Origin of the sequence: Mesorhizobium sp. ES1-4 (assembly GCF_020164745.1) — a bacterium.
Taxonomy (GTDB): domain Bacteria; phylum Pseudomonadota; class Alphaproteobacteria; order Rhizobiales; family Rhizobiaceae; genus Mesorhizobium.
In genome coordinates, this window is sequence record NZ_JAIUGV010000001.1 from 525,161 (window position 1) to 551,498 (window position 26,338).

The window sequence follows — 26,338 nt, forward strand, 5'->3', positions numbered from 1 at the left end:
CAATTCCGGACGGAAAACCGCTTCGCACTTTTCCTGGAATCGCTTTTGTTCAGAATGTCATGGTCCGGCGGGACGCCAGGATTTTTTGCAGGACGGCACAGTCGATCTCCGCCGGCACCGGGCGTTCGCCCGTGATCAGCGGCAGGAATTCCGTGTCGGCAATATCGAGGAGCCTGTCATATTGATCGATTTCCTCGGCGGTCAAGGTGCCGATCTCGGCATCGGCGAAAATGCCGAGGATGAGGTCCATCTCGCGCATGCCGCGATGCCAGGAGCGGAACAACAGCTTGCGGCGGTGAGGGTCCAGCCCCTCGCTTGATCGTTTCGTTCCGGTCATTGTGCCGCATCCTCGCTTCAAGCGGCGCATATAGCGTGGATAGTCGGCGGTGTCAGCCTTGCGCTGCGGCTGTCGCGACATAAGCTGACATCATGCGTCCTTCCATCCTCGATCCGCTGTTTGTCCCGATCACCTCGCTTGCCGGCGTCGGGCCAAAGGTCGGCGGGCTAATCGAGAAGGTCGTGGCGGCAGATCTCGGCGATCGCGCCGCGCGCGCCGGCGATCTCTTGTTCGTGCTGCCGCATACCGTCATCGACCGCCGCAACCGGCCTGGCATCGCCCTTGCCGCGGAAGGCGCCATCGTCACGCTGGACGTACGGATCGACCGCCACCAGCCGCCGCCGCGTGGCAACAGGTCGGTGCCGTACCGGGTCTACGCCCATGACGACACGGGTGAAATCGCACTGACTTTCTTCCACGCCCATGCCGCCTATCTCGAAAAGGCGATGCCAGCGGGCGAACATGTTATCGTTTCCGGCCGCATGGAATGGTTCAACGGCCGCCCGTCGATGGTCCATCCCGACCATATCGCACTGGCCAGCGACGCCGAGAACCTGCCGCTGGTCGAGCCCGTCTATCCGTTGACGGCAGGGCTGTCGGGCAAGGTTCTGCGCCGTGCGATCGGCCAGGCGCTCGGCCGCCTGCCGGAACTGCCGGAATGGCAGGATGGCGCCTTCATGCGCCGGCAGAGCTTTATGTCCTTCGGCGACGCGCTGACCCGCATCCACTATCCCGCGGACCCCATCGATGTCGCGGTCGAAGGACCTGCATGGCGCCGCCTCGCCTATGACGAATTGCTCGCCGGCCAGGTCTCGCTGGCCCTGGTGCGGGCAAAGGTACGACGCCTGTCAGGCCGCCCCTTGATCGGCGATGACCGCATCGTCGAGAAATTGCGTACAGCCCTTCCCTATTCGCTCACTCCCTCGCAGGAATTCGCGCTCGCCGAAATCAATGCGGATCTCGCTGACCCCGAGCGCATGCTGCGGCTGCTGCAGGGCGATGTCGGCTCGGGCAAGACGGTGGTGGCGCTGCTTGCCATGGCACGCGCCGTCGAGGCCGGCGGTCAGGCCGCGCTGATGGCTCCGACCGACATCCTGGCACGCCAGCATCTGGCGACGATCACCCCGCTTGCGGCCAAGGTCGGCTTGCGCGTCGCCATCCTGACCGGCCGTGAAAAGGGCCGCGAGCGAGCCGAAACGTTGGCTGGTCTTGCCAGCGGCGAGATCGACATCGTCGTCGGGACCCACGCACTGTTTCAGGAAACGGTCACCTTCCACGACCTCGTCTTCGCTGTGATCGACGAACAGCACCGCTTCGGCGTCCACCAGCGCCTTGCCATCACCGCGAAAGGCGACGCGCCCGACATGCTGGTGATGACCGCGACCCCCATCCCGCGCACGCTGGTGCTGACCGCCTTCGGCGACATGGATGTGTCGAAGCTGACGGAAAAGCCGGCTGGCCGCCAGCCGATCCGCACCGTCACGCTGCCGCTCGAACGGCTCGACGAACTGGTCGGCCGCATGCTCGATGCCGTTGCGGATGGCCAGAAGATCTACTGGATCTGCCCGCTGGTCGAGGAATCCGAAGAGATAAAACTGATGTCGGCCGAGGATCGTTTCGCCTCGCTGAAGCCGCTGTTCGACGATCGCATCGGCCTTGTCCATGGCCGCATGAAGGGTGCCGAGAAGGACGAGGCGATGCGCGCCTTCAAGCAAGGCGAGACGCGCATCCTGATCGCCACCACGGTGATCGAAGTCGGCGTCGACGTTCCCGACGCCACCATCATGGTCATCGAACATGCCGAGCGCTTCGGCCTCGCCCAGTTGCACCAGCTGCGCGGCCGGGTCGGGCGCGGCGACAAGCCATCGTCCTGCGTGCTGCTCTACAAGGACCCGCTTGGCGAAACCGCCAAACGCCGGCTGTCGGTGATGCGTGACACAGAGGACGGCTTCCTGATCGCCGAGGAGGACCTGAAATTGCGCGGCGAAGGCGAATTGCTCGGCACCCGCCAGTCCGGCACGCCGGGTTTCCAGGTGGCGCGCATCGAGGCGCATGCCGACCTTCTCGAAGCCGCCCGAGACGACGCCAGGCTCATCCTGTCGCGCGATCCGGAGCTGCAGTCCGACCGCGGCGAGGCCCTGCGCCTGCTGCTTTATTTGTTCGGGCGCGACGAGGCGGCGCGGCTTTTGCGCGCCGGGTGAGGTCCTAGCCGCGGGTTGGCCATGGTTCCGTTGATCGGCTCGCCATTCAACGTCACTATCTTGGTTTTCACTTCCGGCGCCACCAGCCCGGCCGACACGATCAGCTTGGCGCCGTCCTCGATCGTCATGTCGAGCAGCACGATGTCAGACTTCAGCACATACATCAGGAAACCGGTCGTCGGGTTCGGCGTGCAAGGCATGAACACCGCGATCAGCGGATCGCCTTCCTGATCGAGTTTCTGATTGATCTCGGTTTCCTTCTCGCTGGCGACAAACACCAGCGACCACACGCCCTTGCGTGGATATTCGACCAGCCCGACCTGACGGAACATGTCCCCTTTGTTCGACAGCACGGTCTCGAAAATCTGCTTCAGCGAGCCATAGATGCCGCGCACCAGCGGCATGCGGCCAAGCAGGCGCTCGCCGAAACCGACAATGGCGCGGCCGACAATGTTGGCAGCAAGGAAACCGATCAGCGTGATCAGGATCAGCGCGACGATCAGCCCGAATCCGGGAACCGGGAACGGCAGGTAGGTGTCGGGGCTGTAACGCGCCGGAATATAGGGTTTGACCCAGGAATCGACCCAGCCGATGAAGGACCAGGCGATATAGGCGGTGATCGCCAGCGGCGCGCAGACGATGAAGCCCGTGAGGAAATAGTTCCTCAGCCGGGTCATGCCGGAAGTCCTGGGAGCGTCTGACATGGTTCACCGGGGCGCGGGTTGCGGCTCGACACTAGTGAACCGGAAGACGCTTTGGAACTGCTAAGTTTTTAAAGGTCCTGCTATGCGGCTGCTTCCAGAGGCGCGATCTTCTCAAGTTCCGGCGCCAGCTTCTTCGCCTCGGTCTCAAGCTCGTAAGCCTGCTGAAAATTCATCCAGAATTCAGGCGTGGTGTTGAAAAACCTGGCGAGGCGAAGGGCCGTGTCGGGAGTCAAGCCGATTTCCTCTTTGGCAATGCGTTCAATACGGGTGCGCGGAAGATTGAGCTCTTTCGCCAGCGCGCCTGCACTCATGCCGAGCGGGACGAGATATTCTTCACGCAGGAATTCTCCAGGATGAACTGGACGTGCGAACTTGAGCATGGTTGAGGACTCCTCAAGGGTTCAGGGCAAGTGCCCGTTGAATATTGCCCAACGCGACTCCCTTTCAGGGCTTCCAGATGGTTGCCGGGCGGCGATCGAAGGTCATTCAGCTGGGCAGCATTGGCAATCGCGCGAAGACGACGTTCGCCACGACCAACCAAATCCGACGGAAAGCCTTTTGGCGCATCGATCGATACAAATTTGCCGAGGCAAAAATGGGGGTTGCCGATAGCTATTCCACCGTCACCGATTTCGCCAGATTGCGCGGCTGATCGACGTCGGTGCCCATGAACACGGCGGCGAAATAGGCGAGCATCTGGATCGGAAGCGCATAGATGATGGGCGAGATGATTTCCGGCACATCCGGGAGCACGATCGTCTCCATCGTCTTCACGCTCACCTGCGCCGCGCCCTTGGCGTCGGTGATCAGGATGATCTTGCCGCCGCGCGCCGCCACTTCCTGCATGTTGGACACGGTTTTCTCGAAGATGCGGTCATGCGGCGCAATCACGATCACCGGCATGTTCTCGTCGATCAGCGCTATCGGCCCGTGCTTCAGCTCGCCCGCCGCATAGCCCTCGGCATGGATGTAGGAAATCTCCTTGAGCTTCAGCGCCCCTTCCATCGCCAGCGGGAAATTGGTGTCGCGGCCGAGATAGAGCACATCCTTGTAGCGCGAGATCTCGCGCGCGATCCGCTCGATCTGCTCTTCGAGCTTCAGCACCTGGTTGGCGTAGCGCGGTGCCTCCGACAAAGCGCGTACCAGCGCCTTCTCCTCTTCGCTTGAGATCGTGCCGCGCGCGACGCCCGCGCGCACCGCGAGCGAAGCCAGCACCGAGAGCTGGCAAGTAAAAGCCTTGGTGGAAGCGACGCCGATCTCGGGGCCGGCAAGCGTCGGCAGCACGACGTCGGATTCGCGCGCCATGGTCGATTCCCGCACATTGACGACGGCGCCGATCTTCATGCCTGCCTTGCGGCAGTAGCGCAGCGAAGCCAGCGTATCGGCGGTCTCGCCCGACTGCGAGATGAAGAAGGCGGCATCGTTGGCCGACAGCGGCATCTCCCGGTAGCGGAACTCCGAGGCGACATCGATGTCGACCGGCAGCCGCGCATAGCGCTCGAACCAGTATTTGCCGATCAGGCCGGCGAGATAGGCAGTGCCGCAGGCGGAGATGGCCAGGCGGCCAATCTTGGCGAAGTCGAATGGCAGGTCGAGCGGCTTCGAGACGCCGGAGACGAAATCGACGTAGTGCGCCAGCGTATGCGAGATCACCTCGGGCTGCTCATGGATTTCCTTCTCCATGAAATGGCGGCGGTTGCCCTTGTCGACCATGAAGCTGGTCGACAGCGACTGCTGGCGCTTGCGGTCCACCTTTTTGCCGTCGATGTCGAAAATGGCGACGCTGTCACGGCGCACCACCGCCCAGTCGCCATCCTCGAGATAGGTGATCGAGTTGGTGAACGGAGCGAGCGCGATCGCATCCGAGCCCAGGAACATCTCGCCATCGCCATGGCCGACGGCCAGCGGCGGGCCGTTGCGCGCGCCGACAATCAGATCCTCGTCGTCCTTGAACATGATGGCCAGCGCAAAAGCGCCTTCCAGCCGCTTCAGCGCCTGATGCGCCGCCTCAACCGGCTTCAGCCCCTTGGCAAGCTCGCGCGCCACCAGATGTGCCACGACCTCGGTGTCGGTCTGCGACGAAAAGGAATAGCCGGCGCGCGTCAGCTCGTCGCGCAGTTCGGCGAAATTCTCGATGATGCCGTTGTGGACGATGGCGACGCCGTTCGAAAAGTGCGGGTGCGCATTGGTCTCGTTGGGCACGCCGTGCGTTGCCCAGCGCGTGTGGCCGATGCCGATCGTGCCGTCGAGCGGGTCATCCTTGAGCCGGCGTTCGAGGTTGACCAGCTTGCCCTCGGCGCGGCGGCGGCCGAGTTCGCCCTTTTCGACGGTGGCAACGCCCGCCGAGTCATAGCCGCGATATTCCAGCCGCTTCAACGCGTCGACGATGAGCGGCGCAACCTGCGAACGGCTGACAATTCCAACGATACCGCACATGCAGACAGTCCCCGATTGCCCGTGGAAAACCAGCGCTATTTAAGCGTGGCCGGCCTGCCGCGAAAGTCACATTGCATTTCGTCCGGTGTAACGGACGCTTGCGCACGCATGCACCATGACACACCGCTCTTGCAATCCGGTTACTGCGATCGTTCGGTTTTTTCAGCTCGGGTTTTGCTTCTTCTTCGCCGCCGCTGCCGACGCAAAGCGCTCCCGCAATTCCTTGCCCTTGCCGGGGATCGTCTTCTGGCGAGCCCGGCCGAAGGCCAGCGCGTCGTCGGGAACGCTTTCGGTGATGACGCTGCCCGAGGCTATATAGCCGCCATTGCCGATGGTGACCGGCGCCACCAGCGAGGAATTGGAGCCGATGAAGGCGCCTTCGCCGATATCGGTGAAGAATTTCGAATAGCCGTCGTAGTTACAGGTGATGGTGCCGGCACCGATATTGGCTCCGGCGCCGACGCGCGCGTCGCCAATATAGGTCAGGTGATTGACCTTGGCGCCTTCCTCGACCACGGCCTGCTTGACCTCGCAGAAATTGCCGACCTTGGCCTTGTTCCTGAGATCGGCGCCTGGCCGCAGCCGTGCGAACGGCCCGACATCGCAATTGGACGCAATGCTGGCGCCTTCGATGTGGCTGAAGGCGTGGATCTTGGCGCCGCCGGCAATTTTTACGCCCGGGCCGAACCAGACATTGGGTTCGACGATCGTGTCGGCGCCGATCTCGGTGTCGTGCGAGAAATAGACCGTCTCCGGCGCGATCAACGTCACGCCCGACAGCATGGCCTCCTGCCGCCGGCGCGTCTGCCAGATGCCTTCGGCCTGCGCCAGCTCGGCACGGTTGTTGATGCCGAGCGCATTCTCGAAACTGGCTTCGGTGGCGACCACATCGAGACCTTGCGCGCCCGCGATCTCGACGATGTCGGTGAGGTAATACTCACCCTTGGCGTTGGTGTTGCCGACCGCGTCGAGCAGTTTCAGCGCATGCTCACCGGCCACCGCCATCATGCCGGCATTGCAGAAGCCGATTTTCTTTTCCGCCTCGGAGCAATCCTTTTCCTCGCGGATGGCGATCAGCTTGCCGCCCTTTTCGACCAGCCTGCCATAGCCGTTTGGAACGGGAGGACGGAAGCCGATCACCACGACGGCCGCGCCTTCGGCAAGCTTAAGCCGCGCCAGCGTCAGCGCTTCCGCATCGATAAGCGGCGTGTCGCCGAACATGACCAGAATGTCGTCATAACCCCTTGCTATCGCTTCACGCGCGGCAAGAACGGCATGCGCCGTACCCAAGCGCTCCGCCTGCACGAATGTCTCTGCCTTCGGTGAGAATTTCGCCACCGCCTTGCGCATCTCTTCCGCGCCGTGGCCGATCACGATCGCCTCGCTGCTGGCGCCGGCAGCTTCGGCCGCCTTCACCACATGGGCCACCATCGGCAACCCGGCGATCTGGTGCAGCACCTTCGGCAACGCGCTCTTCATGCGCGTGCCTTCGCCGGCGGCGAGAATGACGGACAGGCAGGATCTCTGGCTCATGAAAGGACAACCATATGAAATGCGTCGGGAATCGAGGCAGGATAGCAGCGGTGCCATGCTGCACCAATGCGGTTAAATTCCGGTGAGATCGGCGGTCACGGCTGGAGCGAAGTGTGACGGTCGCATATCACTTCATCCAAAATAAATACTCTGTCGGTATTGCTGTTGGAAAATTTCATTTTTGCAAAAAAGTTCGCATGAGAACCTTATACAAAATCTTCAACGCTTTGGTTGTCTTCTTCATAGGGGCAAGCATTGGCAGTGTTGCAGGCATCGTTCTTATCATTATTCTAACAGTAGAATCAGACGTTTCGGGATTTCTAGAAAAGTCTTTTATTGTTGTCCCCATATGTGCCTTGATCGGCGGACTTGGGTCCCTGTTCGTATTCGGCCCTATGGGACAGCGGGAATGATATCGCAAACATCACTGGTAAGATCAAAATCAAGCCTACCCCAACCGCCCCAACACCGGAAAATTCTCCAGCAGCCAGTAGGACACCGTCTGCACGCCGCCGGTAAGGAAAAACACGCCGGCGACCACCAGCAGCGCGCCGATCGCCTTCTCGACGCGGCCGAGATGGACGCGGAATTTGCCGAGGAAGCGCATGAAGGCGCCGGAAAACAGCGCGGCGATCAGGAACGGTATGCCCAGCCCCAGCGAATAGGCGGCAAGCAGCAGCGCGCCTTCGCCCACCGTCTCGCGGCCGCCGGCCAGCGTCAGGATCGGCCCGAGCACCGGGCCGATGCACGGCGTCCAGCCGAAGGCGAAGGCCAGGCCCATCACATAGGCGGCGACGGCGCTGGCCGGTTTGCCCTGCGACTGGAAGCGCGCCTCGCGTGACAACAGCGGGATGCGCAGGATGCCGAGAAAATTCAGGCCCATCAGGATGATCAGCACGCCGGCGCCCATGGCCAATGGTTCCTGCCAGACGCGCAGCAGCCGGCCGATGGTCGAAGCGCCCGCGCCCAGCGTGACGAATACGGTAGAGAAGCCGAGCACGAAGGCGATCGAGGAATAAAGCAGCGCGCCGCGCGCGCCTTCCCTTGCCGTCACGCCGGCATTGCCGCGGAAATCGTCGACCGAGACGCCGGCCATGTAGCAGAGATAGGGCGGCACCAGCGGCAGCACGCATGGCGACAGGAACGAGATGGCCCCCGCCCCGACCGCGCTGACATAACCGATGTCCAATGCCATTCCAAAGCTCCGACTGTTCTGGCGACGGTATAGCGACGCACCGCCCTGTGCGCCAATCACCAATGTGTGGCAACCGGTCGCTGTTTGGGCAATCGCACCGCCCCGAATTCCACTGCGCACCAAGCCAAGTACGATCGAACCGGAGGAATTGTTACTGGCAACCGCGTCCGACAGCCATCGATGACGGCAAGCCTTCTCGGGAAGAAAGCACCCGTGCGCGGCGTTGACACAACGAGGCCGCGATTTCCCGCGGGTCTCAAGATATCAGCCAGGGAGATTTTCATGAAAATGATAGCCACAGGGCTTGCCGCACTGCTGCTCAGCACCGCCGCATCCTTCGCTGCCGAGGCGTGGAAGGAAGGCGAGGTCGGCGGTACCAAGATCTATACCGACGCCATGGGCATGACGCTCTACACCTATGACAAGGATGAGAAGGGCAAGAGCAATTGCTACGACAAATGCGCGGCCAACTGGCCGCCGCTCAAAGCCGAGGCCGGTGCCAAGGCGGAAGGCGAATGGAGCGTTGTCGACCGCACCGACGGCACCAAGATGTGGGCCTATGACGGCAAGCCGGTCTACACCTTCATCAAGGACAAGAAGGCTGGCGACATGAACGGTGACGGCGTCGCTGGCGTCTGGCACGTCGTCAAGGCCAACTAAGCCCGCCCTGCTCTTCGCCTGCCTGCGGGCAAGCTGGTCGCCGCGTTCCTTCATGCAGCCGGCGGCCAGCATCGATCAGCGGCATTGCCCGGCGCGGTCTACGACTCGCCCGGAGTTTGAAGCGGTCGCTTCCGCCGACTCCCGGCCGCCCTCGCCCTTGACCGGAATTCCGTGATTTCTCCATACACTCTAAGAGTGTATCGCTGGCGGCACCCTTGCAATTTGGCCACGTCCCCTTGACCGGATGCAAAAGCGCGGCCATGTGAGCGACAACCAGAAACGAGATTTCGTCGCGCGCAGCGGAATTCTTCTGCCGCATCACAGCTGATATGAGACCTCATGGACGTCGTCGTCGTCGAATCGCCGGCCAAGGCAAAGACAATCAACAAATATCTGGGCAGGAACTACAAGGTTCTGGCCTCGTTCGGCCATGTCAGGGATCTGCCGGCCAAGGACGGCTCGGTGCGCCCGGATGAAGATTTTGCCATGTCCTGGGCCGTCGATACCGCCTCGGGCAAGCGGCTCGCCGATATCGCCAAGGCGGTCAAGGATGCCGACGGCCTGATCCTCGCCACCGACCCGGATCGCGAAGGTGAAGCTATCTCCTGGCACGTGCTGGAGGTGCTGAAGCAGAAACGCGCGCTGAAGGATAAGCCGGTCAGCCGCGTGGTCTTCAACGCCATCACCAAGTCGTCGGTGCTCGAAGCCATGGCCAATCCGCGCCAGATCGACGCGCCGTTGGTCGATGCCTATCTCGCGCGCCGGGCGCTTGACTATCTCGTCGGCTTCACCCTGTCGCCGGTGCTTTGGCGCAAATTGCCCGGCGCCCGGTCGGCTGGCCGCGTCCAGTCGGTTGCGCTGCGCCTGGTCTGCGACCGCGAATCCGAAATCGAACGCTTCATCCGCGAGGAATACTGGCAGATCGCCGCCATCCTCGGCACGCCGCGCAATGAGACTTTCGAAGCCCGCCTGACCGCCTTCGAGCGCAAGAAGCTGCAAAAGCTCGACATTTCCAACAAGGCGCAGGCCGACGATATCAAGGCGATGCTCGAGGGTGCTGCCTTCAAGGCGCTGTCGGTCGAAGCCAAGCCGACCAAGCGCAACCCCGGTCCGCCCTTTACCACCTCGACGCTGCAGCAGGCCGCTTCATCGGGCCTTGGCTTCTCGGCCACCCGCACCATGCAGGTGGCGCAGCGGCTCTATGAGGGCATGGACATTGGCGGCGAGACCGCTGGTCTCATAACCTATATGCGAACCGACGGCGTCCAGATGGCGCCCGAGGCGATCGACGCCGCCCGCGACGCCATCGCCAAGGAGTTCGGCCCCAGATACCTGCCGGAAAAGCCGCGCCAATACACCGCCAAGGCCAAGAACGCCCAGGAAGCGCATGAAGCGATCCGTCCGACGGATTTCATGCGCACCCCGGCATCGGTCCGGCAATATCTCGATGCCGACCAGGCGCGGCTCTATGAGCTGATCTGGAAGCGTGCCATCGCCAGCCAGATGCAGCCGGCCGAGATCGAGCGCACCACTGTCGAGATCGAAGCGCTCAACGGCGCCCGCACGGCAGAGCTTCGCGCCGTCGGCTCGGTCGTCCGTTTCGACGGGTTCATTGCCGCCTACACCGACCAGAAGGACGACGACGCCGAGGACGAGGAAAATCGCCGTCTGCCGGAAATCCGTGCCGGCGAGCAGCTTGACCGCCGCGCAATCAATGCGACCCAGCACACCACCGAGCCGCCACCACGCTACTCCGAGGCGTCGCTGATCAAGAAGCTGGAAGAACTCGGCATCGGCCGCCCCTCGACCTATACGGCGATCCTGAAGACGCTCGAGGACCGCGACTATGTCACGATCGACAAGCGCCGGCTGGTGCCGCAGGCCAAGGGCCGCCTGCTCTCGGCCTTCCTCGAAAGCTTCTTCGAGCGCTATGTCGAGTACGATTTCACCGCCTCGCTGGAGGAAAAGCTCGACGAGATCTCCGACGGCAAGCTCGCCTGGAAGGACGTGCTGCGTGATTTCTGGAAGGATTTTTCCGGCGCCGTCGCCGACATCAAGGAATTGCGTGTCACCGATGTGCTCGATGCGCTGAACGAGGAACTGGCGCCGCTGGTTTTCCCCGCCCGCGAGGACGGCTCCAATCCCCGCATCTGCCCGAAATGCGGCACCGGCAATCTGTCGCTGAAGCTCGGCAAGTTCGGCGCCTTCGTCGGCTGCTCGAACTATCCCGAATGCTCCTTCACCCGCCAGCTCGGCGACGCCGCCAACCCCAATGGCGAGAATGGCGGTGGCGAGGACGGCACCAGAGTGCTCGGCAAGGATCCCTACACCGCCGAGGAAATCACGCTGCGTTCGGGCCGCTTCGGCCCCTACATACAGCGCGGCGACGGCAAGGAGGCCAAGCGATCGAGCCTGCCCAAGGGCTGGACGCCTGAATCCATCGATCACGAGAAGGCGCTGGCGTTGCTGGGGCTGCCGCGCGACGTGGGCAAACATCCCGAAAGCGGCAAGATGATTTCGGCGGGGCTCGGCCGCTACGGCCCGTTCGTGCTGCACGATGGCACCTACGCCAATCTCGACAGCATCGAGGACGTGTTCTCGATCGGCCTCAACCGGGCCGTCAGTGTGATCGCCGAGAAGCAGTCCAAGGGCAAGGGCGGCCGCAACGGCGGCACGCCGGCGGCGCTGAAGGAGCTCGGCGACCATCCGGGTGGCGGCGGCAAGATCGTCGTGCGCGACGGCAAATACGGACCTTACGTCAATTTCGGCAAGGTCAACGCCACGCTGCCCAAGGGCAAGGATCCGCAATCGGTGACGATCGAGGATGCGCTGGCGCTGATTGCCGAGAAGGAAGCCAAGGGCGGCGGCGGCAAGAAGCCGTTCCGCAAGGCCGCAGCGGCCAAGGCGCCGGCAGCCAAGAAAACGGCGGCAAAAAAACCGGCCGCGAAGAAAAAAGGATAGGACGGCGTGGCGCGCAGGATCACCGGACGAAGCCACGGCGATCCGCGCACCGCCGACACCAGGGCCAAGGTCAAGGACGACTACCGGCCCTCGCGTGACGAAATCCTGCGCTACATCGCCGAAAACCCCGACCGTGCCGGAAAACGCGACATCGCAAAGGCGTTCGCGCTGCGCGGCGACGACCGCATCTGGCTGAAGGATCTCCTGCGCGACCTGCAGGACGAAGGCGTTCTGACCAAGGAACGCAAGCGGCTGGCCCGCGTCGGCGCCCTGCCCCAGGTCGCCGTGCTCGACATCTTTGGCCGCGACGGCGACGGCATCTTGCTGGCGCATCCGGCCGAGGCCGTCGGCCCGGGCGAGCCTCCGGTGGTTTCGATCCGCGTTTCGCGCGGGGGCAACGGACCGGCGCCGGGCATTGGCGACCGCGTGCTGGCCAAGACCTTCCCGACCGACGATCCGCCAGGGCCTGCCTATACCGGCCGGGTGATGAAGATCTTCGAAAAGCGCACGGACGCCGTCCTCGGCGTCTTTCGCGTGCTTCGGGACGGCAGCTTCCGCATCGAGCCGGTGGAACGCCGTCAGCCGGAATTGATCGTCGACAAGGAATTCCAGAACGGCGCCAAGAACGGCGATCTTGTCGAGGTCGAGCCCGCGCGCGCCTCGCGCTACGGGCTGCCGCGCGCCAAGGTGCTCAACGTGCTGGGTTCGCTGACCAGCGAAAAGGCGGTCTCGATGATCGCCATCCACGCGCACGACATTCCGCACATCTTCCCAGCCGACGTCATCGCCGAATCCGAAGCCGTCAAGCCGGCGACGCTTGACCATCGCGAGGACTGGCGCGACCTGCCGCTGGTCACCATCGATCCGGCGGACGCCAAGGACCACGACGACGCCGTCTTCGCCACGCCTGACCTCGACGCCAGGAATCCCGGCGGCGTCATCGCCACGGTGGCCATCGCCGATGTCGCCGCCTACGTCCGCTATGGCACCGCCCTTGACCGCGAGGCCCTGAAGCGCGGCAATTCGGTCTATTTCCCGGACCGCGTCGTGCCGATGCTGCCCGAGCGCATCTCCAACGATCTCTGCTCGCTGCGCGAGGGCCAGGATCGCCCGGCGCTGGCGGTGCGCATGACCTTCTCCGCCGATGGCCACAAGATCAGGCATTCTTTCCACCGCGTGATGATGAAATCGGTGGCCAAGCTCGCCTACAGCCAGGCCCAGGCAGCGATCGACGGCGTGCCGGACGACAAGACCGGCCCGATCCTCGATACCGTGCTGAGGCCGCTGTGGGACGCCTATTCGATCCTCAAGCGCGGCCGCGACAATCGCCAGCCGCTCGAGCTCGACCTGCCGGAGCGCAAGATCCTGCTCAAACCGGACGGCACGGTCGACCGCGTCATCGTGCCGGAGCGGCTCGACGCCCATAAGCTGATCGAAGAATTCATGATCCAGGCCAATGTCGCGGCCGCCGAGGCGCTTGAGGGCAAGAAACAGGCGCTGGTCTACCGCATTCACGACGCGCCCTCGCTGGCCAAACAGGAATCGCTGCGGGAATTCCTGCAGACGCTTAGCCTGTCCTTGGCGCGCGGTGCGCAGATGCGCCCCAGCCAGTTCAACGGCATTCTGGAGCGGGTACGCGGCGCCGACAACGAGGCGTTGGTCAACGAAGTGGTGCTGCGCTCACAGAGCCAGGCTGAATATTCACCCAAGAACATCGGCCATTTCGGTCTTAACCTCAGGCGCTACGCGCACTTCACCTCGCCGATCCGCAGATATGCCGACCTGATCGTGCATCGCGGGCTTATCGCCGCGCTCGGCCTCGGGCCGGGAGGGCTGACACAGGACGAGGAGGCCCGCCTCGAAGACGTTGCGGTGCTGATCTCAGGCACGGAACGGCGCGCAATGGCCGCCGAGCGCGACACGGTGGATCGTCTGATCTCCGCCTACCTCGCCGAGCGCATCGACGACCGCTTCGACGCCCGTATCTCCGGCGTCACAAAATCAGGACTTTTTGTCCAATTGCCGCAGTATGGCGCTGATGGTTTCATCCCCGTGTCAACTCTGGGCGGCGATTACTATATATACGACGAAACGGCCCGCTCCCTGTTCGGAGAGCGCTCGGGCAAAGGTTATCAGCTCGCGGACCGCGTGGAGGTCCGGCTCGTCGAGGTGGCGCCAATGGCCGGCGCGATGCGCTTCGAGATGTTGACCGACCCAAAGCCCCTGCCAGGCTCCAGCAGGTCGTTTCACAAGGCTAAAGGCCGCGCCCGTGCGTCGCAATCGCGACCGGGGTCGCGCGGCAGGAGACGATGATGGAACAACAGATTTTTGGCGGCGAACATCAATCGGGTCGGATTGCGCGCCCACTGTGGACGGCGATGAAGCGCGGCCTGCTGGGCCGCTGCCCGAATTGCGGCGAGGGCAAGCTCTTCCGCGGCTTCACCAAGACCGTCGAGACCTGCAGCGTCTGCGGTGAGGAGATCCACCACCATCGCGCCGACGACCTGCCGGCCTATCTGGTCATCGTCATCGTCGGCCACATCGTTCTCGGCGCCTTCATGGGCGTGGAAGCGACATCGACGCTCTCCACCTGGCAGCACATCGCGATCTGGGTGCCCTTGACCATCCTTTTGTCGGTTGCGTTGCTGCAGCCTGTCAAAGGCGCCGTCATCGGATTGCAATGGGCGTTCTATATGCACGGATTTGGTGGCGAAAAGGATGTGGTCGAGCCGCATCCGGGGACCTGACGCGCCGGCACCTGAGGCAGACAGAACGCACGCTTATGGAATTTCTCAATCCGGACCAGCTGCTCACGGATGCCATGATCGATCAATGCGAGGAGGCTTGCCGGCTGGTGTTTCCGGCCCCGGTTCGCGAGTTCTACCTGAAGGCCAATGGCGGCGAGCCGGAATTCTACGTTTTCCAGAATGATGAGCTCGACACGGCGGTTTCCGAGTTCCTGCCCCTTGTTTCGCGATCGCGCGGAACAGCGGTTCAGAGTTATCGGCGATTGGTGACTGAAAAAGCTCTGGTTCCAGTCAATCTCTTTCCCTTTGCCGTCGATGGCGGAGGCGACTATTTCTTCGTGGATACGAGCACCGCGGAGGGTGCGGTCTATTTTTATCGAAGTGATACCGTTCGTGATGAGAAGCTTGTTCCTCTTAATTTGAACTTCGCCGCATTTTGGGCGACTCCTATCGCCGAACGACCCAGCTGAGCCAGAGCTGGCGCAACATCCCGATCATCAAGGCCACTTTCGCATGAAGGAAGTTTCCGCTAGGTCCAGCGCATGGAAGCAATGACCAAGGCGGACGTCGACAAGCTCGACAAGGGACTTGCCGCACATAGCGGTCGGCCCTTGCGCCCGCGCGATGCAGCGACCCTGATCCTGCTCGACCGCAAGGGCGATGAGGTTCTTGTGCTGATGGGCCGCCGCCACGCCGGCCACGCCTTCATGCCAGGCAAGTTCGTGTTTCCCGGCGGCCGCACCGATCCCGCCGACAGCCGCATCCCCGTAGCCGCCCCGCTGCATCGCGAGGAAGAGGCAAGGCTGGCCAGTGGTCCCGGCCGCGTGAGCGTCGTACGCGCCCGAGCCATCGCTTTGTCGGCAATCCGTGAAACCTACGAGGAAGCCGGTCTGCTGATCGGCCGCAATGGCCCGTTCGCGACCGCCAGGCGGGACTGGCAAGGGTTTGTCGAACACGGCGTGGCGCCCTCGCTGGAGGTACTGCGCTTCGTGGCGCGCGCCATCACCCCGCCCAATAGGGTGCGTCGCTTCGACACCCGCTTCTTCAGCGCCTGGCGCGACGACGTCGCCGTGGAATTGCCCGACGGTGGCCCGACAAACGAGTTGGAGGAACTCGTCTGGCTGCCCCTCGCCGACGCCCGCAAAGCCGACATTCCCGACATCACCCGCATGATCCTGGAAGAACTGGAAAAGCGGCTCGTCCATGACCCATTGCTGCGTCCAGGTGGCGCCGTACCTTTCTTCCGGCTTGTCCGTAACCGCTTCGTCCGCGAAGTCCTTTAGAACACAGAGCATTCATATCCATGACGGTCGATACCCAACCACAGGGCGACGAACGCGTACACTGGCTGCCGATGGTGGCGGCGATCTCGTCGATCAGCGTCGTCGGCATCGCCATTGGCCTCGGTATGCCGCTGCTCAGCGTCATCCTGGAGACACGCGGCCATTCGGCCTCCATGATCGGCCTCAACACGGCCGTCGCCGGCTTGGCCTCGATCGCCGGGGCGCCGCTGGCCACGCCGCTCGCCATGCGCTTCGGCGTCGCCTGGACCATGATCGCCATGATCGCCACCGGCGCGTTGGCCTTCGTCGGTTTCCATTTCGCGCCTGACTTCTGGATGTGGTTCCCGCTGCGCGTCGTGCTGCACATCGCGCTGACCGTGCTGTTCATCCTGTCCGAATTCTGGATCAGCACGTCGGCGCCGCCGCACCGGCGCGGCCTTGTGCTCGGCATCTACGCAACCGTCCTGTCGCTCGGCTTTGCCGCTGGGCCGTGGCTGTTCGCCCATCTTGGCAGTTCCGGCTTCAGGCCGTTCGGCGTCATCATCGCCCTGGTGACCCTGGCCGCCGTACCGGTGCTGGCCGCGCGCAACGAAAGCCCCGCCATCGTGGCTGACAGCGAAACCAGCCACTTCCTGCGCTACATCTGGCTGGTGCCAACCGCGACGTTCGCCGTGCTGGTGTTCGGCGCGGTCGAGACCGGCGGCTTCGCGCTGTTTCCCGTCTATGGCAGCCGCATCGGTTACTCCGAGGCCGATGCGGCGCTGCTGCTGACCATGATCGGCCTCGGCAATGTGCTGTTGCAGATCCCGATCGGCATGATCAGCGACCGCGTTTCGGATCGGCGCTATCTGCTGCTCGCCTGCGCCATGGTCGGTCTCGCCGGCACGATATTCATGCCTTTCTTTGCCGTGAACTGGCACTTGATGGCCGCCTTGCTTTTCGTCTGGGGCGGCGTCGTCGCGGCCATGTACACGATCGGCCTTGCCCATCTCGGTTCGCAACTCTCCGGCCACGAACTGGCGTCGGCCAATGCCGCCTTCGTGCTGTGCTACGGCGTCGGCATGGTGCTTGGTCCGCAGGCGATCGGCATCGGCATGGACAGTTTCGGGCCTTCCGGCTTCGGCTGGTCGCTCGGCGTGTTCTTCGCAGCCTACATCGCACTGGTCTGCTTCCGGCTTGTCCGCAAGATCCTCCTGTAGAGCCCGACCAGTCGTTCATCGGCGCTGTGCGGCGGCAGGCTGCTGACAGAACCGTGTCAGCAGCAACCGGTTAAAAGGGTGTCCTAAAACACCTTGAACCGAGGACACCCCGATGATCGACAGCGGCTTTGAAACCACTTCGCTGCGAATGACGCTCCTGCTGCTCGTCAGCTTCCAGGCTCCGGCCGCCGATGTCGACCGGATCATGGACGCTGTTGTGGCGATCGCGCCGCTTGCCATGGGCAGGTATGACCGCAATGCGTACCAGTCGGCGCACGGCATCGAGCGCTACAGGCCGCTTGAAGGGGCCGCTGCCGGCGCCGAAACCGAATTGCGCCGCCGCCCGGGCACGGTCGAGGTCTCATTCGAATTGCCCGACGACCAGGCGCTGGCTGCCCGCGTCGTCGAGGCGATTTTCCAGGCGCATTCCTATCAGGAGCCGGTGATCCGGATACAGCCGATCCTTGCCAGTCGCTCCAAGGGTCTGGACGACCGCGCCAATCCGAATCGCTGGTGGAATACGGCCGGTGACTGGAAGAAGGTCGCGGCACCCGAGACGGAAACCGTCTGATTTATGCATACCGGGCAGTTTGCTCGGGTCACAGCGGGACCGCCGGGCTTGACTTTCCAGGCACGTTCTTTATGTGTCGCGCCAAGTTTCCCGCGTCCGGGTGTTTTCCCCGTGCTCCAGCGGCCAAAACTCCACGAACAAACGGACTGATACCATGGCCAAAGCCGCAAACATCAAGATCAAGCTTCTGTCGACCGCCGACACCGGTTTCTTCTACGTCACCAGCAAGAACAGCCGTACCAAGACCGACAAGCTGTCGTTCCGCAAGTACGACCCGGTCGCCAAGAAGCACGTCGAATTCAAGGAAACCAAGATCAAGTAATCTGGGTTTTACCTTTGAAATGCAAAACGCCGCCCATCGGGCGGCGTTTTTGTTTGCAAGGCAAAGGCTACAGGCTGAGCTGCCTCAACCGATTCGATCACCGCTTTTCGCATCGAAAAGATGCAGCGACGCGGGATCGGCTGCCAGACGCACAACGTCGCCGGGCTTCACGCCGGCGCGTCCCATGGCAAAGACGCAAAGCTGTTGGCCGGCCAGCTTGACGTAGAACTGCGTCGAAAGGCCGAGCGGCTCCACCACCCCCACCTCGCCTTGCAAGGTGCCGTCGTCCGCGAGCCTGACATGCTCGGGTCGCAGGCCGACCGTGATGGCATCACCGTCCTTCAGCGGCAGACCATCCGACAGTCGCAGCTTCTGGCCGTCGGACAGAACAGCGTCCGCCTTGCCGCCCTTCTCCACCGTCGCCGGCAGGAAATTCATGCCGGGCGAGCCGATAAAGCCGGCGACGAACATGTTGGCCGGCCGGTCATAGAGATCGAGTGGCGCGCCGACCTGCTGGATCAGCCCGTCATGCATGACGACGATGCGGTCGGCCATCGTCATCGCCTCGATCTGGTCGTGGGTGACGTACACAGAAGTGGTCTTCAACTGCTGGTGCAGCGCCTTGATCTCGGCGCGCATATGGACGCGCAGCTTGGCGTCGAGGTTCGACAGCGGCTCGTCGAACAGGAAGACCTTGGGATCGCGCACGATGGCGCGGCCCATGGCGACGCGCTGGCGCTGACCGCCGGACAGCTGCCTGGGCAGGCGTTGCAGGAAACTGTCCAGGCCCAGCCGCTTGGCGGCGCCGTCGACGCGCGCATCGATCGCCGGCTTCTCGGCCTTCTTCAGCATCAGGCTGAAGCCCATGTTCTTCGACACATCCATGTGCGGATAAAGCGCATAGGACTGGAACACCATGGCGATGTCGCGGTCCTTTGGCGCCACGTCGTTGACCAACCGCTCGCCGATACGGATCTCGCCGCCCGAGGCTTCCTCGAGCCCGGCGATCATGCGCAAAAGCGTGGACTTGCCGCAACCGGACGGTCCGACCAGGACGACGAACTCGCCATCGGCGATCTCGAGGTCGACCGCGTGCAGGACGCGCACGGCGCCATAATCCTTACGGACTTTTTCGAGCGTAACAGAAGCCATCGATCTATCCTTTGACGGCGCCGGCGGTCAGACCGGTGACGAGATAGCGTTGCAGGAAGGCGAAGAAGATGCAGACCGGGATCAGCGCCAGGATCGACGCCGCCATCATCTGCCCCCAGTCGACGGCGAACTTGCCAATAAACGTAAGCAGGCCGACGGCGAAGGTTTTCTGGTCGTCGCTGGAAATCAGCATCAGCGCGAACAGAAGCTCGCTCCACGCGGCGGTGAAGACGAAGCCCAGCGTCGCGCCCATGCCGGGCAGTGTCAGCGGCACGATCACGCGGCGCATGGCTTGAGCCCGCGTGCAGCCGTCGATCATCGCCGCCTCTTCCAGATCCTTCGGGATGCCGTCGAAGAAGGACTGCATCAGGAAGGTGGCAAACGCGGTGTTGAAGGCGGTGTAGATGATGATCAGCCCGGTCAGGCTGTTGATCAGGCCGATCTGGCCCATCACGCGGTAGATTGGCGGAATGACCATCACCAGCGGAAAGGTCTGGGTCAGCAGCAACAAGAGAGCCAATGCCGCCTTGCCGCGAAAGGTGAAACGCGACAAGGCGTAGCCGGCGAGCGTGGCTATGACCGTCACCAATGCCGCCGTCGACACCGAGACGATGACGCTGTTGAGGAAATAGCGTGGAAAATCGGTGGCCTCGAGCACCGTGACGAAATTCTGCAACGTCATGTGCGACGGCCAGAAGGTAATGCCTTCGGAATAGAGCAGCCGCTCGGGCGTGACCGAGATCTTCAACGTCCAGTAGATCGGGAACAAGGCGAAGACCACATACACCGCGATCGCGGCGTAAAGGCCGATACCACCGAAGAAACGCTGTGAGGCTGAGCGTCCCGCGATCATCAGACGTGCCTCACGAGCGAGCGGCGGATGGCGATCAGCACGATCGCATAGGCGATGAGCAGGACGAGCAGCAGCACGGCCACAGCCGAGGCATAGCCCTTGTCCAGCGACTTGAACGCGCTGACATAGATGTAGACCGGCACCGTGTTGGTCGAGCCGGCCGGTCCGCCCTCGGTCATCACGAAGATCAGGTCGGCGAAAGTGGCGATCCAGATCGTGCGCAGCATCACCGTGATGGCGATGGTCGGCGCCAGGAACGGCAGCGTCACCTTGGTGAAGCGCTGCCATGGCGAAGCACCGTCGATGGCCGCCGCCTCATGCAGTTCCGAGGGAATCGACTTCAGCGCCGCCAGCAGCGTGATGGCAAAGAACGGAATGCCGAACCAGACATTGGCGATAATCGGCCCCCACATCGCGGTGGCAGGGTCGGACAGCACGTTGGTCGGCTCGGCCTTCAGCCCCAATGCAAACAGCCAGTGCGGCAACGGACCGACGATCGGGTTGAACAGCCAGGCCCAGGTCAGCCCCGACAGGAAGGACGGCACCGCCCAGGGCAGGAAGACCAGCGCCTGCACCGCCTTGCGGCCCCAGAACGGCTTGTCGAGCAGCAGCGCCAGGCCCAGGCCGAGGAAGAACTGGAAGAACAGGCTGGCGACCGTCCACCACAGCGTGTTGACCAGGGCCTGGCCCAGCACCTGATCCGACAGCATCGCCTGATACTGCCCAAGCCCGACATATTCCGACTTGAAGGCGGAGAATTTGCGAAAGGAATAGCTGATGCCTATCGCCAGCGGCACGAGCAGCACCACGACCAGCAGGATGATCGCCGGGCTGAGATAGAGCCAGGGCTCGATGGTCGCGTAGGAGAGCCGCTTCTTTCGCGGCCGCCCTGCGGATCGAATTTCGGATACGGCGTAAGTCATTGGCGCTCGCAGTGGAAGATTGGTGCCGACATGACAACAGCTTCCTTCTTCCCATTCACGGGGAGAAGATGCCGGCAGGCAGATGAGGGGCTGCGCGAACTTACGAGAGAATGGCGCCGCCCCTCATCCGTCACGTGGTGACACCTTCTCCCCTTGAAACGGGGAGAAGGAAGAAGGGCGTCACTTCTTGTTCTTAGCCATCCAATCCTGCTGTTCCTTGGTCAGGAACGCTGCCCATTGGTCGGCGACTTCCTTGGCCGTCTTCTGGCCAAGCAAGACTTCCTGGAAGTTCTTGATCGCCACCTGGTCGACGAAATTACCGAGGTTCTCCAGATGCGTCGGCGGCGTCACCATTTCGTATTTGGAGCTGTCGCTGAGCTCGGTGAACCAGCCCTTGAACTGCTCTGTCTTGAAATGCGCGTCCTGGTCGGCACCCTTGTGGATCGGGATGACACCGACTTCCTTCGCCCATTCGAGATTGTCCTTCGGCGACAGAAGGGTCGACATCAGCTTCCAGGCGTCGTCCTTGTGCTGCGAATTGGCGAACATCGCCCAGCCGGCATAGCCCAGTGTCGGATAGGATTTGCCGCTCGGACCGACCGGCATCGGCGCCACGGCGAAGTCGTCGGCGCTCATCTTGTCGGCAATGCCGAGCAGCGCGTCCGGATCCTGGTTGAGCATGGCGCAAGTGCCGGAATAGAAGCCGGTGACAGTCTCGTTGAAGCCCCAGCTCACGGCATCCTTCGGCGCCAGGCCGTCCTTGTACATGTCGGCCAGCATCTGCAGGCCCTTGACCGAGCCTTCCTCGTTGATGGTCGAGGTGCCGTCCTCGTTGAAATAGCCACCCTTGCCGGCCGCAATGTTCATGAACATGTGCATGCCGTTGAAGGCGCCGGGTCCGCCACGCAGGCAGTAGCCGTATTTTCCGGGAATGGCCGAGATCTTCTTGGAATCGGCAACGAAATCATCAAGTGTCGCCGGCGGGCCGTCGAGGCCGGCTTCCTTGAACAGCTTCTTGTTCCAGAACAGCGCGTTCACATAATAGCCGTAAGGGATCATGAACTGGGTGTTGTTGACCGTCGAGCCGAACTGCTTGGCGCGGTCGCCGAGCGTCTTGGCGTCGTCCCACTTGGCCATATAGGGGCCGAGATCCTCGAGCTGGGCATTGTTGGCATAGAGGCCCATCCAGCGTTCCGGCATCTCGACCACATCCGGGGTATCGCCGGCTTGCACCATGGTCAGGAACTTTTCGAACGCTTGCCCCCAAGGCAGCGAGATCAGCTCGACCTTGATGCCGGGATTGGCAGCCTCGAATTCGGCGATCTGCTTCTTCAGGAACTCGGTGCGCGGCGGGCTGGTGATCACCTCGACCATTTTCAGGGTCGAATCGGCCAGCGCGCTTCCGGCGGAAATCGTCAGCCCCGCAACGGTGGCAAGCATGACGGTCAGTTTCTTCATGTTCAAGACTCCCATTTTGAACCCGCTTGTTATTTTCTGGCTTTTTCGAAGGCCTGGGCGACATCCGCCCAGAGATCCTCGACACTTTCCAATCCGACATTGAAGCGGATGGTTCGGGGGCTGACGCCGAAGCGCGCCATCGAATTCAGTCCTGGCGTCTGCTCCAGCGACGCCTTGGCCGGCACGACCAGGCTCTCATGCCCGCCCCAGCTGACGCCGATGCGGAAATATTTGAGCGCATCGACGAAGACGGGAACTTCGATGTCCTCCGTCACCTCGAACGAGAACAACCCGCCATAGCCGGCAAGCGTCGCCTTGCCCGGATGGTTCGAATAGGCGGGATGGTTGACGCGCTCGACATTGCCATGCGCCTTCAGCCGCTCGGCGATGGTGAGCCCGCTCTTCATGTGGTGCGGCAAACGCAACGGCAGCGTGCGCAGCCCGCGCAGCAACAGCCAGGCCTCGAATGGCGATAGCTTTCCACCGAGATAGGAATAAGTCTGCTCGTTGATGTGTTTGATATGCACGGCAGAGCCTGCCACCACGCCGGCGACCGTGTCGCTGTGGCCGCCGAGGTATTTCGAGGCCGAGTGCAGCACCAAATCGACGCCGTGCGTGATCGGCTTCTGGAACACCGGCGTCGCCCAGGAATTGTCGATGGTGGTGATGATGCCCTGTTCCCTGGCCAGCCGCGTCAGGTGCGGCAGGTCCTGGAGTTCGAACATCATCGAGGTCGGGCTCTCCAGATAAAGCAGCTTGGCCCCTGGAAGCGCCGCCGCGACCGCGTCCGGGTCGGAACCGTCGACATAGTCGACCTTGATGTTGAGCCGCGGCAGCAGGCGCTCGAACAGACGGTACGCGTCGCCGTAGCAGTTGCGCACCGCGACGATGCGCTCGCCCGCCCCGACGAAGGCAAGCACCGTGGCGCTGATCGCCGCCATGCCGCTGGAGAAGCCGCGCGCGGCTTCGGCGCCTTCGAGTGCCGCGACGCGCGCCTCGAACTCCATCACCGTCGGATTGTCGCCACGTGAATAGATCGGCTGCTTTCGTTTGCCGGCAAAGGTATCGGCCATTTCCGCATAGTTGGCGAAGGTGAACAGCGAGGTCTGGTAGATCGGCGGTACGACAGCGCCGCCGGGGAACGGTTCGTCATGGGCCAAAAGCGTCGCCGCCTCGGCGAGATAATCTTGATCAAAGCCGATTGGGTGCTCGTTCATCTCAGGTCCGAAAGTTTGAGTTTGGCCGCACCGCGCTTCAGGTCGTCCTCGACGGTGGCGATGAGCTTCAGCGCCTCGGCGCGCGCGCCTCGCGGATCGCGTGCGGCGATGCATTCGTAGATGGTGCGGTGATAGGGAAAGCTGGCATGGCCGAAATCGCGCACGCCGAGCGGATGCTCCCAGAAGCGGTGGAACAGTTCGTGCATGGCGGCGATGATTTGCTCGAACAGCGGATTGCCGGAGACCCGGTAGATCGCCTGGTGGAATTCCCAGTCCTCTTCCGACGACATGCCGTCAAGGGTGCGAAACGCCTGTTCCATGATGTCGAGCTTGCGTTCGATCTCGGCAATGTCGGCCGGGCTTGCGCGTTCGGCGCAGAGCGCCGCGGCTTCCGCTTCCAGCGCGCGGCGGATTTCCAGCGTCTGCATGAGGCTGGTGAAGTCGTTGCCGCCCGCCAGCGTCAGCGGCAGATGCAGCATGTCGGGTGAGACGGCCGCCTTGAGATAGGTGCCGCTGCCTTGCCGGCGTTCGACCAGACCAAGCCCCTCCCACCGCGTCAGTGCTTCGCGCACGGTGTTGCGGCTGACCTTCAGCCGATCGGAAAGGATGCGCTCGGTTGGCAGTTTCTGCCCCGGCTCCAGCGCTTCCTGCATGACAAACCTCACCAACGCCTTCAGCACGGCGTCGTCGCGCGCCGTCGTGTGAATGGGTGGCAGGCTGTTCTGGTCCACAAATCCTCCGAGTGGTCCAATGGTCCAACCAATTTCTGCACAGATGGAAGTTCCTGTCAATCCGCCGTCAGGAGACGCCGCCAGATGCGACTGAAGCCCTCAAATCCAGGAGAGCGTCCTTCGGATTCTGCCGCGCATGGAAAAGCCCCGGTACTACGGGGCTGGATGCGGAATCTGATGTCCTGGGCAAAGGGGGCCGGTCGGCGTTTGGCAGCGGTACGAGGAGGCCACTATGTGCCAGCGCCGGCCGGCCGACCCCACGGACCCAGGAGATGCGGCGGACCTGAGCATCATGGGGTATTTCTAGGGATCGAGCCGGCTGTCTACCCTCGTGCCGGCTTCGTCTTGGCCTGCACATTTGCGCAAGAGCTTATGAAAATCAACAGTTTCTTAACCAAGGCTCGCGAATCGCTTGGATTAAGGTAAATGGGTAACCCTATTGGGTTGACCGGATAATCAGGCTCGGGCCGTCAGGCCGCCTTGGCGACGACGCGGTTGCGGCCGCCGCTTTTGGCTTCGTAAAGCGCGAGATCGGCGCGCTTCATCAGGGCCGCCGCCGTATCCAGGCCCTTCAGCACCGATGACACGCCTACGCTGACCGTGACCTCGATGGTCTTACCGTCGGCGCCGATGGCGAATGGCATCTGGGCGATTTCGGCGCGGATGCGTTCGGCCACCTTCTCGGCCACGGCGCCGTCGGTGTCCGGCATCACCACCACGAACTCCTCGCCGCCGAACCGGCAGGCAAGGTCGATACCCCTGACGTTCTTGCGCAGCCGCCGCGCGAATTCGCGCAGCACCTCGTCACCGCCATCATGGCCGTGCGTATCGTTGATTGACTTGAAGCGGTCGAGGTCGGTGATCATCACCGACAGCGGCCGGCGCCGTGCCACCGCGCGATCGAACAGCGTCTGCAGATGGCTGTCGAGATAGCGGCGGTTGTGCAGCCCCGTCAGGCCGTCGGTCACAGCCATTTCGATGGTCTGGGTGACGCTGGCCCGCAATTGGTCGTTGTAGCGCTTGCGGCGCACCTGGGTGCGCAGCCGCGCCGTCAGTTCCTGCTGGTCGATCGGCCGCATCAGATAGTCGTTGATGCCGAGTTCGAGCCCGCGGATGATGCGCTCGTCCTCGCCCTCCTCCGCCAGCAGGATGATCGGCACGAAACGGGTGCGGTCGAGCGAGCGCAGTTGCGAGCAGAGCCGGAGCGGATCGAAATCGGCGAAGGCCGTCGAGATGATCACGCATTCATAGGGCGTTTCGGCGGCCTGGAAGAAGCCGGCATGTGGATCGCCTGTGACATCGAGATCGGCACGGTCGCGCAGCATCTTCTGGATGCGCTCGACCGACGATGTGCGCTCGTCGATCAGGAGTACTTTCGGCGTCGTATCCTCGGACGCGAAATTTCGGCTCAAAAGTTCTTCGATGCCGATATTGCGCGTGGTCGAGGCGCGCAGCCGAAGCTCGTCGGTCAGCGACTTCAGGCGAACAAGGCTCTTGACGCGCGTCATCAGTTGCAGGTCGTTGACCGGCTTGGTCAGGAAATCGTCGGCGCCGGCCTCGAGCCCGCGCACGCGGTCGGAGACCTGGTCGAGCGCTGTGATCATCACCACTGGAATGTGCGACGTCGCCGGATCGCTCTTCAGCCGCCGGCAAACCTCGAACCCGTCCATCTCGGGCATCATTACGTCGAGCAGCACGACATCGACCTTGCCGTTCTCGCAGGTCTCGATCGCATCGGCCCCGTTGTTGGCGGTCAGCACCTCGAAATATTCGGCCAGCAGCCGGACTTCCAGCAGCCTCACATTGGCAGGGATGTCGTCGACGACGAGGATCCGCGCGGTCATTTCACAAGGCT

The 26,338-nt window shown here is 62.8% G+C and carries 24 protein-coding genes; 11 read left to right on the forward strand and 13 right to left on the reverse strand.

The window, feature by feature from the left end:
• Window positions 1-49 precede the first annotated feature (49 nt).
• Complete coding sequence (locus LB556_RS02680; RefSeq protein ID WP_224563126.1) at window positions 50-337, reverse strand: succinate dehydrogenase assembly factor 2; 288 nt, start codon at window positions 335-337, stop codon at window positions 50-52.
• A gap of 92 nt (window positions 338-429) precedes the next feature.
• Here LB556_RS02680 and recG point away from each other — a divergent pair, with 92 nt between their 5' ends.
• Complete coding sequence (gene recG, locus LB556_RS02685; RefSeq protein ID WP_224563129.1) at window positions 430-2,538, forward strand: ATP-dependent DNA helicase RecG; 2,109 nt, start codon at window positions 430-432, stop codon at window positions 2,536-2,538.
• Here the strand turns inward: recG and LB556_RS02690 are convergent.
• The 4 genes from LB556_RS02690 to glmU all read right to left on the reverse strand — a co-directional run bounded on the left by LB556_RS02690 (window position 2,490) and on the right by glmU (window position 7,211).
• Window positions 2,490-3,242, reverse strand: coding sequence for a DUF502 domain-containing protein (locus tag LB556_RS02690; protein ID WP_224563131.1), 753 nt, complete (start codon window positions 3,240-3,242; stop codon window positions 2,490-2,492). The two genes, recG and LB556_RS02690, sit on opposite strands and share 49 nt — an antisense overlap.
• An 80-nt stretch (window positions 3,243-3,322) precedes the next feature.
• Window positions 3,323-3,622, reverse strand: a complete 300-nt coding sequence (locus tag LB556_RS02695; RefSeq protein ID WP_224563133.1) for a HigA family addiction module antitoxin — start codon at window positions 3,620-3,622, stop codon at window positions 3,323-3,325.
• A 232-nt stretch (window positions 3,623-3,854) separates the two neighbouring features.
• Window positions 3,855-5,678 carry a glutamine--fructose-6-phosphate transaminase (isomerizing) gene (gene glmS / locus LB556_RS02705; RefSeq protein WP_224563135.1) on the reverse strand — a complete coding sequence of 608 codons (1,824 nt, stop codon included), beginning with the start codon at window positions 5,676-5,678 and terminating at the stop codon, window positions 3,855-3,857.
• Between the two features lie 162 nt (window positions 5,679-5,840).
• The gene (glmU, locus tag LB556_RS02710; RefSeq protein ID WP_224563138.1) at window positions 5,841-7,211 is read right to left on the reverse strand and encodes a bifunctional UDP-N-acetylglucosamine diphosphorylase/glucosamine-1-phosphate N-acetyltransferase GlmU; all 1,371 of its coding nucleotides are present in this window, start codon (window positions 7,209-7,211) and stop codon (window positions 5,841-5,843) included.
• Between the two features lie 113 nt (window positions 7,212-7,324).
• Here glmU and LB556_RS02715 point away from each other — a divergent pair, with 113 nt between their 5' ends.
• Entirely contained in the window at window positions 7,325-7,624 is a 300-nt protein-coding gene (locus LB556_RS02715; protein WP_224563140.1) for a hypothetical protein, read from the forward strand.
• 35 nt (window positions 7,625-7,659) lie between these two features.
• On the opposite strand, the gene LB556_RS02720 is transcribed toward LB556_RS02715, so the two are convergent.
• On the reverse strand, window positions 7,660-8,406 hold the full coding sequence (locus tag LB556_RS02720; protein ID WP_224563142.1) for a cytochrome c biogenesis CcdA family protein: 747 nt from the start codon (window positions 8,404-8,406) through the stop codon (window positions 7,660-7,662).
• Between the two features lie 282 nt (window positions 8,407-8,688).
• Between LB556_RS02720 and LB556_RS02725 the strand changes: the two genes are divergently transcribed.
• The 9 genes from LB556_RS02725 to rpmG all read left to right on the forward strand — a co-directional run bounded on the left by LB556_RS02725 (window position 8,689) and on the right by rpmG (window position 18,149).
• On the forward strand, window positions 8,689-9,066 hold the full coding sequence (locus tag LB556_RS02725) for a hypothetical protein (RefSeq protein WP_224563144.1): 378 nt from the start codon (window positions 8,689-8,691) through the stop codon (window positions 9,064-9,066).
• 339 nt (window positions 9,067-9,405) lie between these two features.
• On the forward strand, window positions 9,406-12,027 hold the full coding sequence (topA, locus tag LB556_RS02730; RefSeq protein ID WP_224563147.1) for a type I DNA topoisomerase: 2,622 nt from the start codon (window positions 9,406-9,408) through the stop codon (window positions 12,025-12,027).
• 6 nt (window positions 12,028-12,033) lie between these two features.
• Window positions 12,034-14,340: a ribonuclease R gene (rnr, locus tag LB556_RS02735; protein ID WP_224563150.1), complete on the forward strand. Its 2,307-nt coding sequence runs from the start codon at window positions 12,034-12,036 to the stop codon at window positions 14,338-14,340.
• Entirely contained in the window at window positions 14,340-14,774 is a 435-nt protein-coding gene (locus tag LB556_RS02740; protein WP_224563865.1) for a DUF983 domain-containing protein, read from the forward strand. Before rnr ends, LB556_RS02740 begins: the two co-directional genes overlap by 1 nt.
• A 35-nt stretch (window positions 14,775-14,809) precedes the next feature.
• Complete coding sequence (locus LB556_RS02745) at window positions 14,810-15,244, forward strand: SMI1/KNR4 family protein (RefSeq protein ID WP_224563153.1); 435 nt, start codon at window positions 14,810-14,812, stop codon at window positions 15,242-15,244.
• Window positions 15,245-15,316: 72 nt separating this feature from the next.
• A complete protein-coding gene (locus tag LB556_RS02750) occupies window positions 15,317-16,057 on the forward strand; it encodes an NUDIX hydrolase (RefSeq protein ID WP_224563156.1) in 741 nt (246 codons plus the stop codon).
• A 20-nt stretch (window positions 16,058-16,077) separates the two neighbouring features.
• Entirely contained in the window at window positions 16,078-17,256 is a 1,179-nt protein-coding gene (locus LB556_RS02755) for an MFS transporter (protein WP_224563168.1), read from the forward strand.
• 112 nt (window positions 17,257-17,368) lie between these two features.
• On the forward strand, window positions 17,369-17,827 hold the full coding sequence (locus LB556_RS02760) for a hypothetical protein (RefSeq protein WP_224563171.1): 459 nt from the start codon (window positions 17,369-17,371) through the stop codon (window positions 17,825-17,827).
• A 154-nt stretch (window positions 17,828-17,981) separates the two neighbouring features.
• Window positions 17,982-18,149 carry a 50S ribosomal protein L33 gene (gene rpmG, locus LB556_RS02765; protein ID WP_006201775.1) on the forward strand — a complete coding sequence of 56 codons (168 nt, stop codon included), beginning with the start codon at window positions 17,982-17,984 and terminating at the stop codon, window positions 18,147-18,149.
• Window positions 18,150-18,233: 84 nt separating this feature from the next.
• Here the strand turns inward: rpmG and LB556_RS02770 are convergent, their stop codons facing one another.
• The 7 genes from LB556_RS02770 to LB556_RS02800 all read right to left on the reverse strand — a co-directional run bounded on the left by LB556_RS02770 (window position 18,234) and on the right by LB556_RS02800 (window position 26,327).
• Complete coding sequence (locus tag LB556_RS02770) at window positions 18,234-19,301, reverse strand: ABC transporter ATP-binding protein (protein WP_224563172.1); 1,068 nt, start codon at window positions 19,299-19,301, stop codon at window positions 18,234-18,236.
• 4 nt (window positions 19,302-19,305) lie between these two features.
• Complete coding sequence (locus tag LB556_RS02775) at window positions 19,306-20,154, reverse strand: carbohydrate ABC transporter permease (RefSeq protein WP_224563182.1); 849 nt, start codon at window positions 20,152-20,154, stop codon at window positions 19,306-19,308.
• Window positions 20,154-21,077: a carbohydrate ABC transporter permease gene (locus LB556_RS02780; RefSeq protein WP_224563184.1), complete on the reverse strand. Its 924-nt coding sequence runs from the start codon at window positions 21,075-21,077 to the stop codon at window positions 20,154-20,156. The genes LB556_RS02775 and LB556_RS02780 overlap by 1 nt, the downstream gene beginning before the upstream one ends.
• A gap of 180 nt (window positions 21,078-21,257) precedes the next feature.
• Window positions 21,258-22,535, reverse strand: a complete 1,278-nt coding sequence (locus LB556_RS02785) for an ABC transporter substrate-binding protein (RefSeq protein ID WP_224563185.1) — start codon at window positions 22,533-22,535, stop codon at window positions 21,258-21,260.
• A 29-nt stretch (window positions 22,536-22,564) separates the two neighbouring features.
• Window positions 22,565-23,752: a PLP-dependent transferase gene (locus LB556_RS02790; protein WP_224563188.1), complete on the reverse strand. Its 1,188-nt coding sequence runs from the start codon at window positions 23,750-23,752 to the stop codon at window positions 22,565-22,567.
• Window positions 23,749-24,483, reverse strand: coding sequence for a FadR/GntR family transcriptional regulator (locus LB556_RS02795; protein ID WP_224563191.1), 735 nt, complete (start codon window positions 24,481-24,483; stop codon window positions 23,749-23,751). The genes LB556_RS02790 and LB556_RS02795 overlap by 4 nt, the downstream gene beginning before the upstream one ends.
• Window positions 24,484-24,953: 470 nt before the next feature.
• Complete coding sequence (locus tag LB556_RS02800; protein WP_224563194.1) at window positions 24,954-26,327, reverse strand: PleD family two-component system response regulator; 1,374 nt, start codon at window positions 26,325-26,327, stop codon at window positions 24,954-24,956.
• Window positions 26,328-26,338 lie beyond the last annotated feature (11 nt).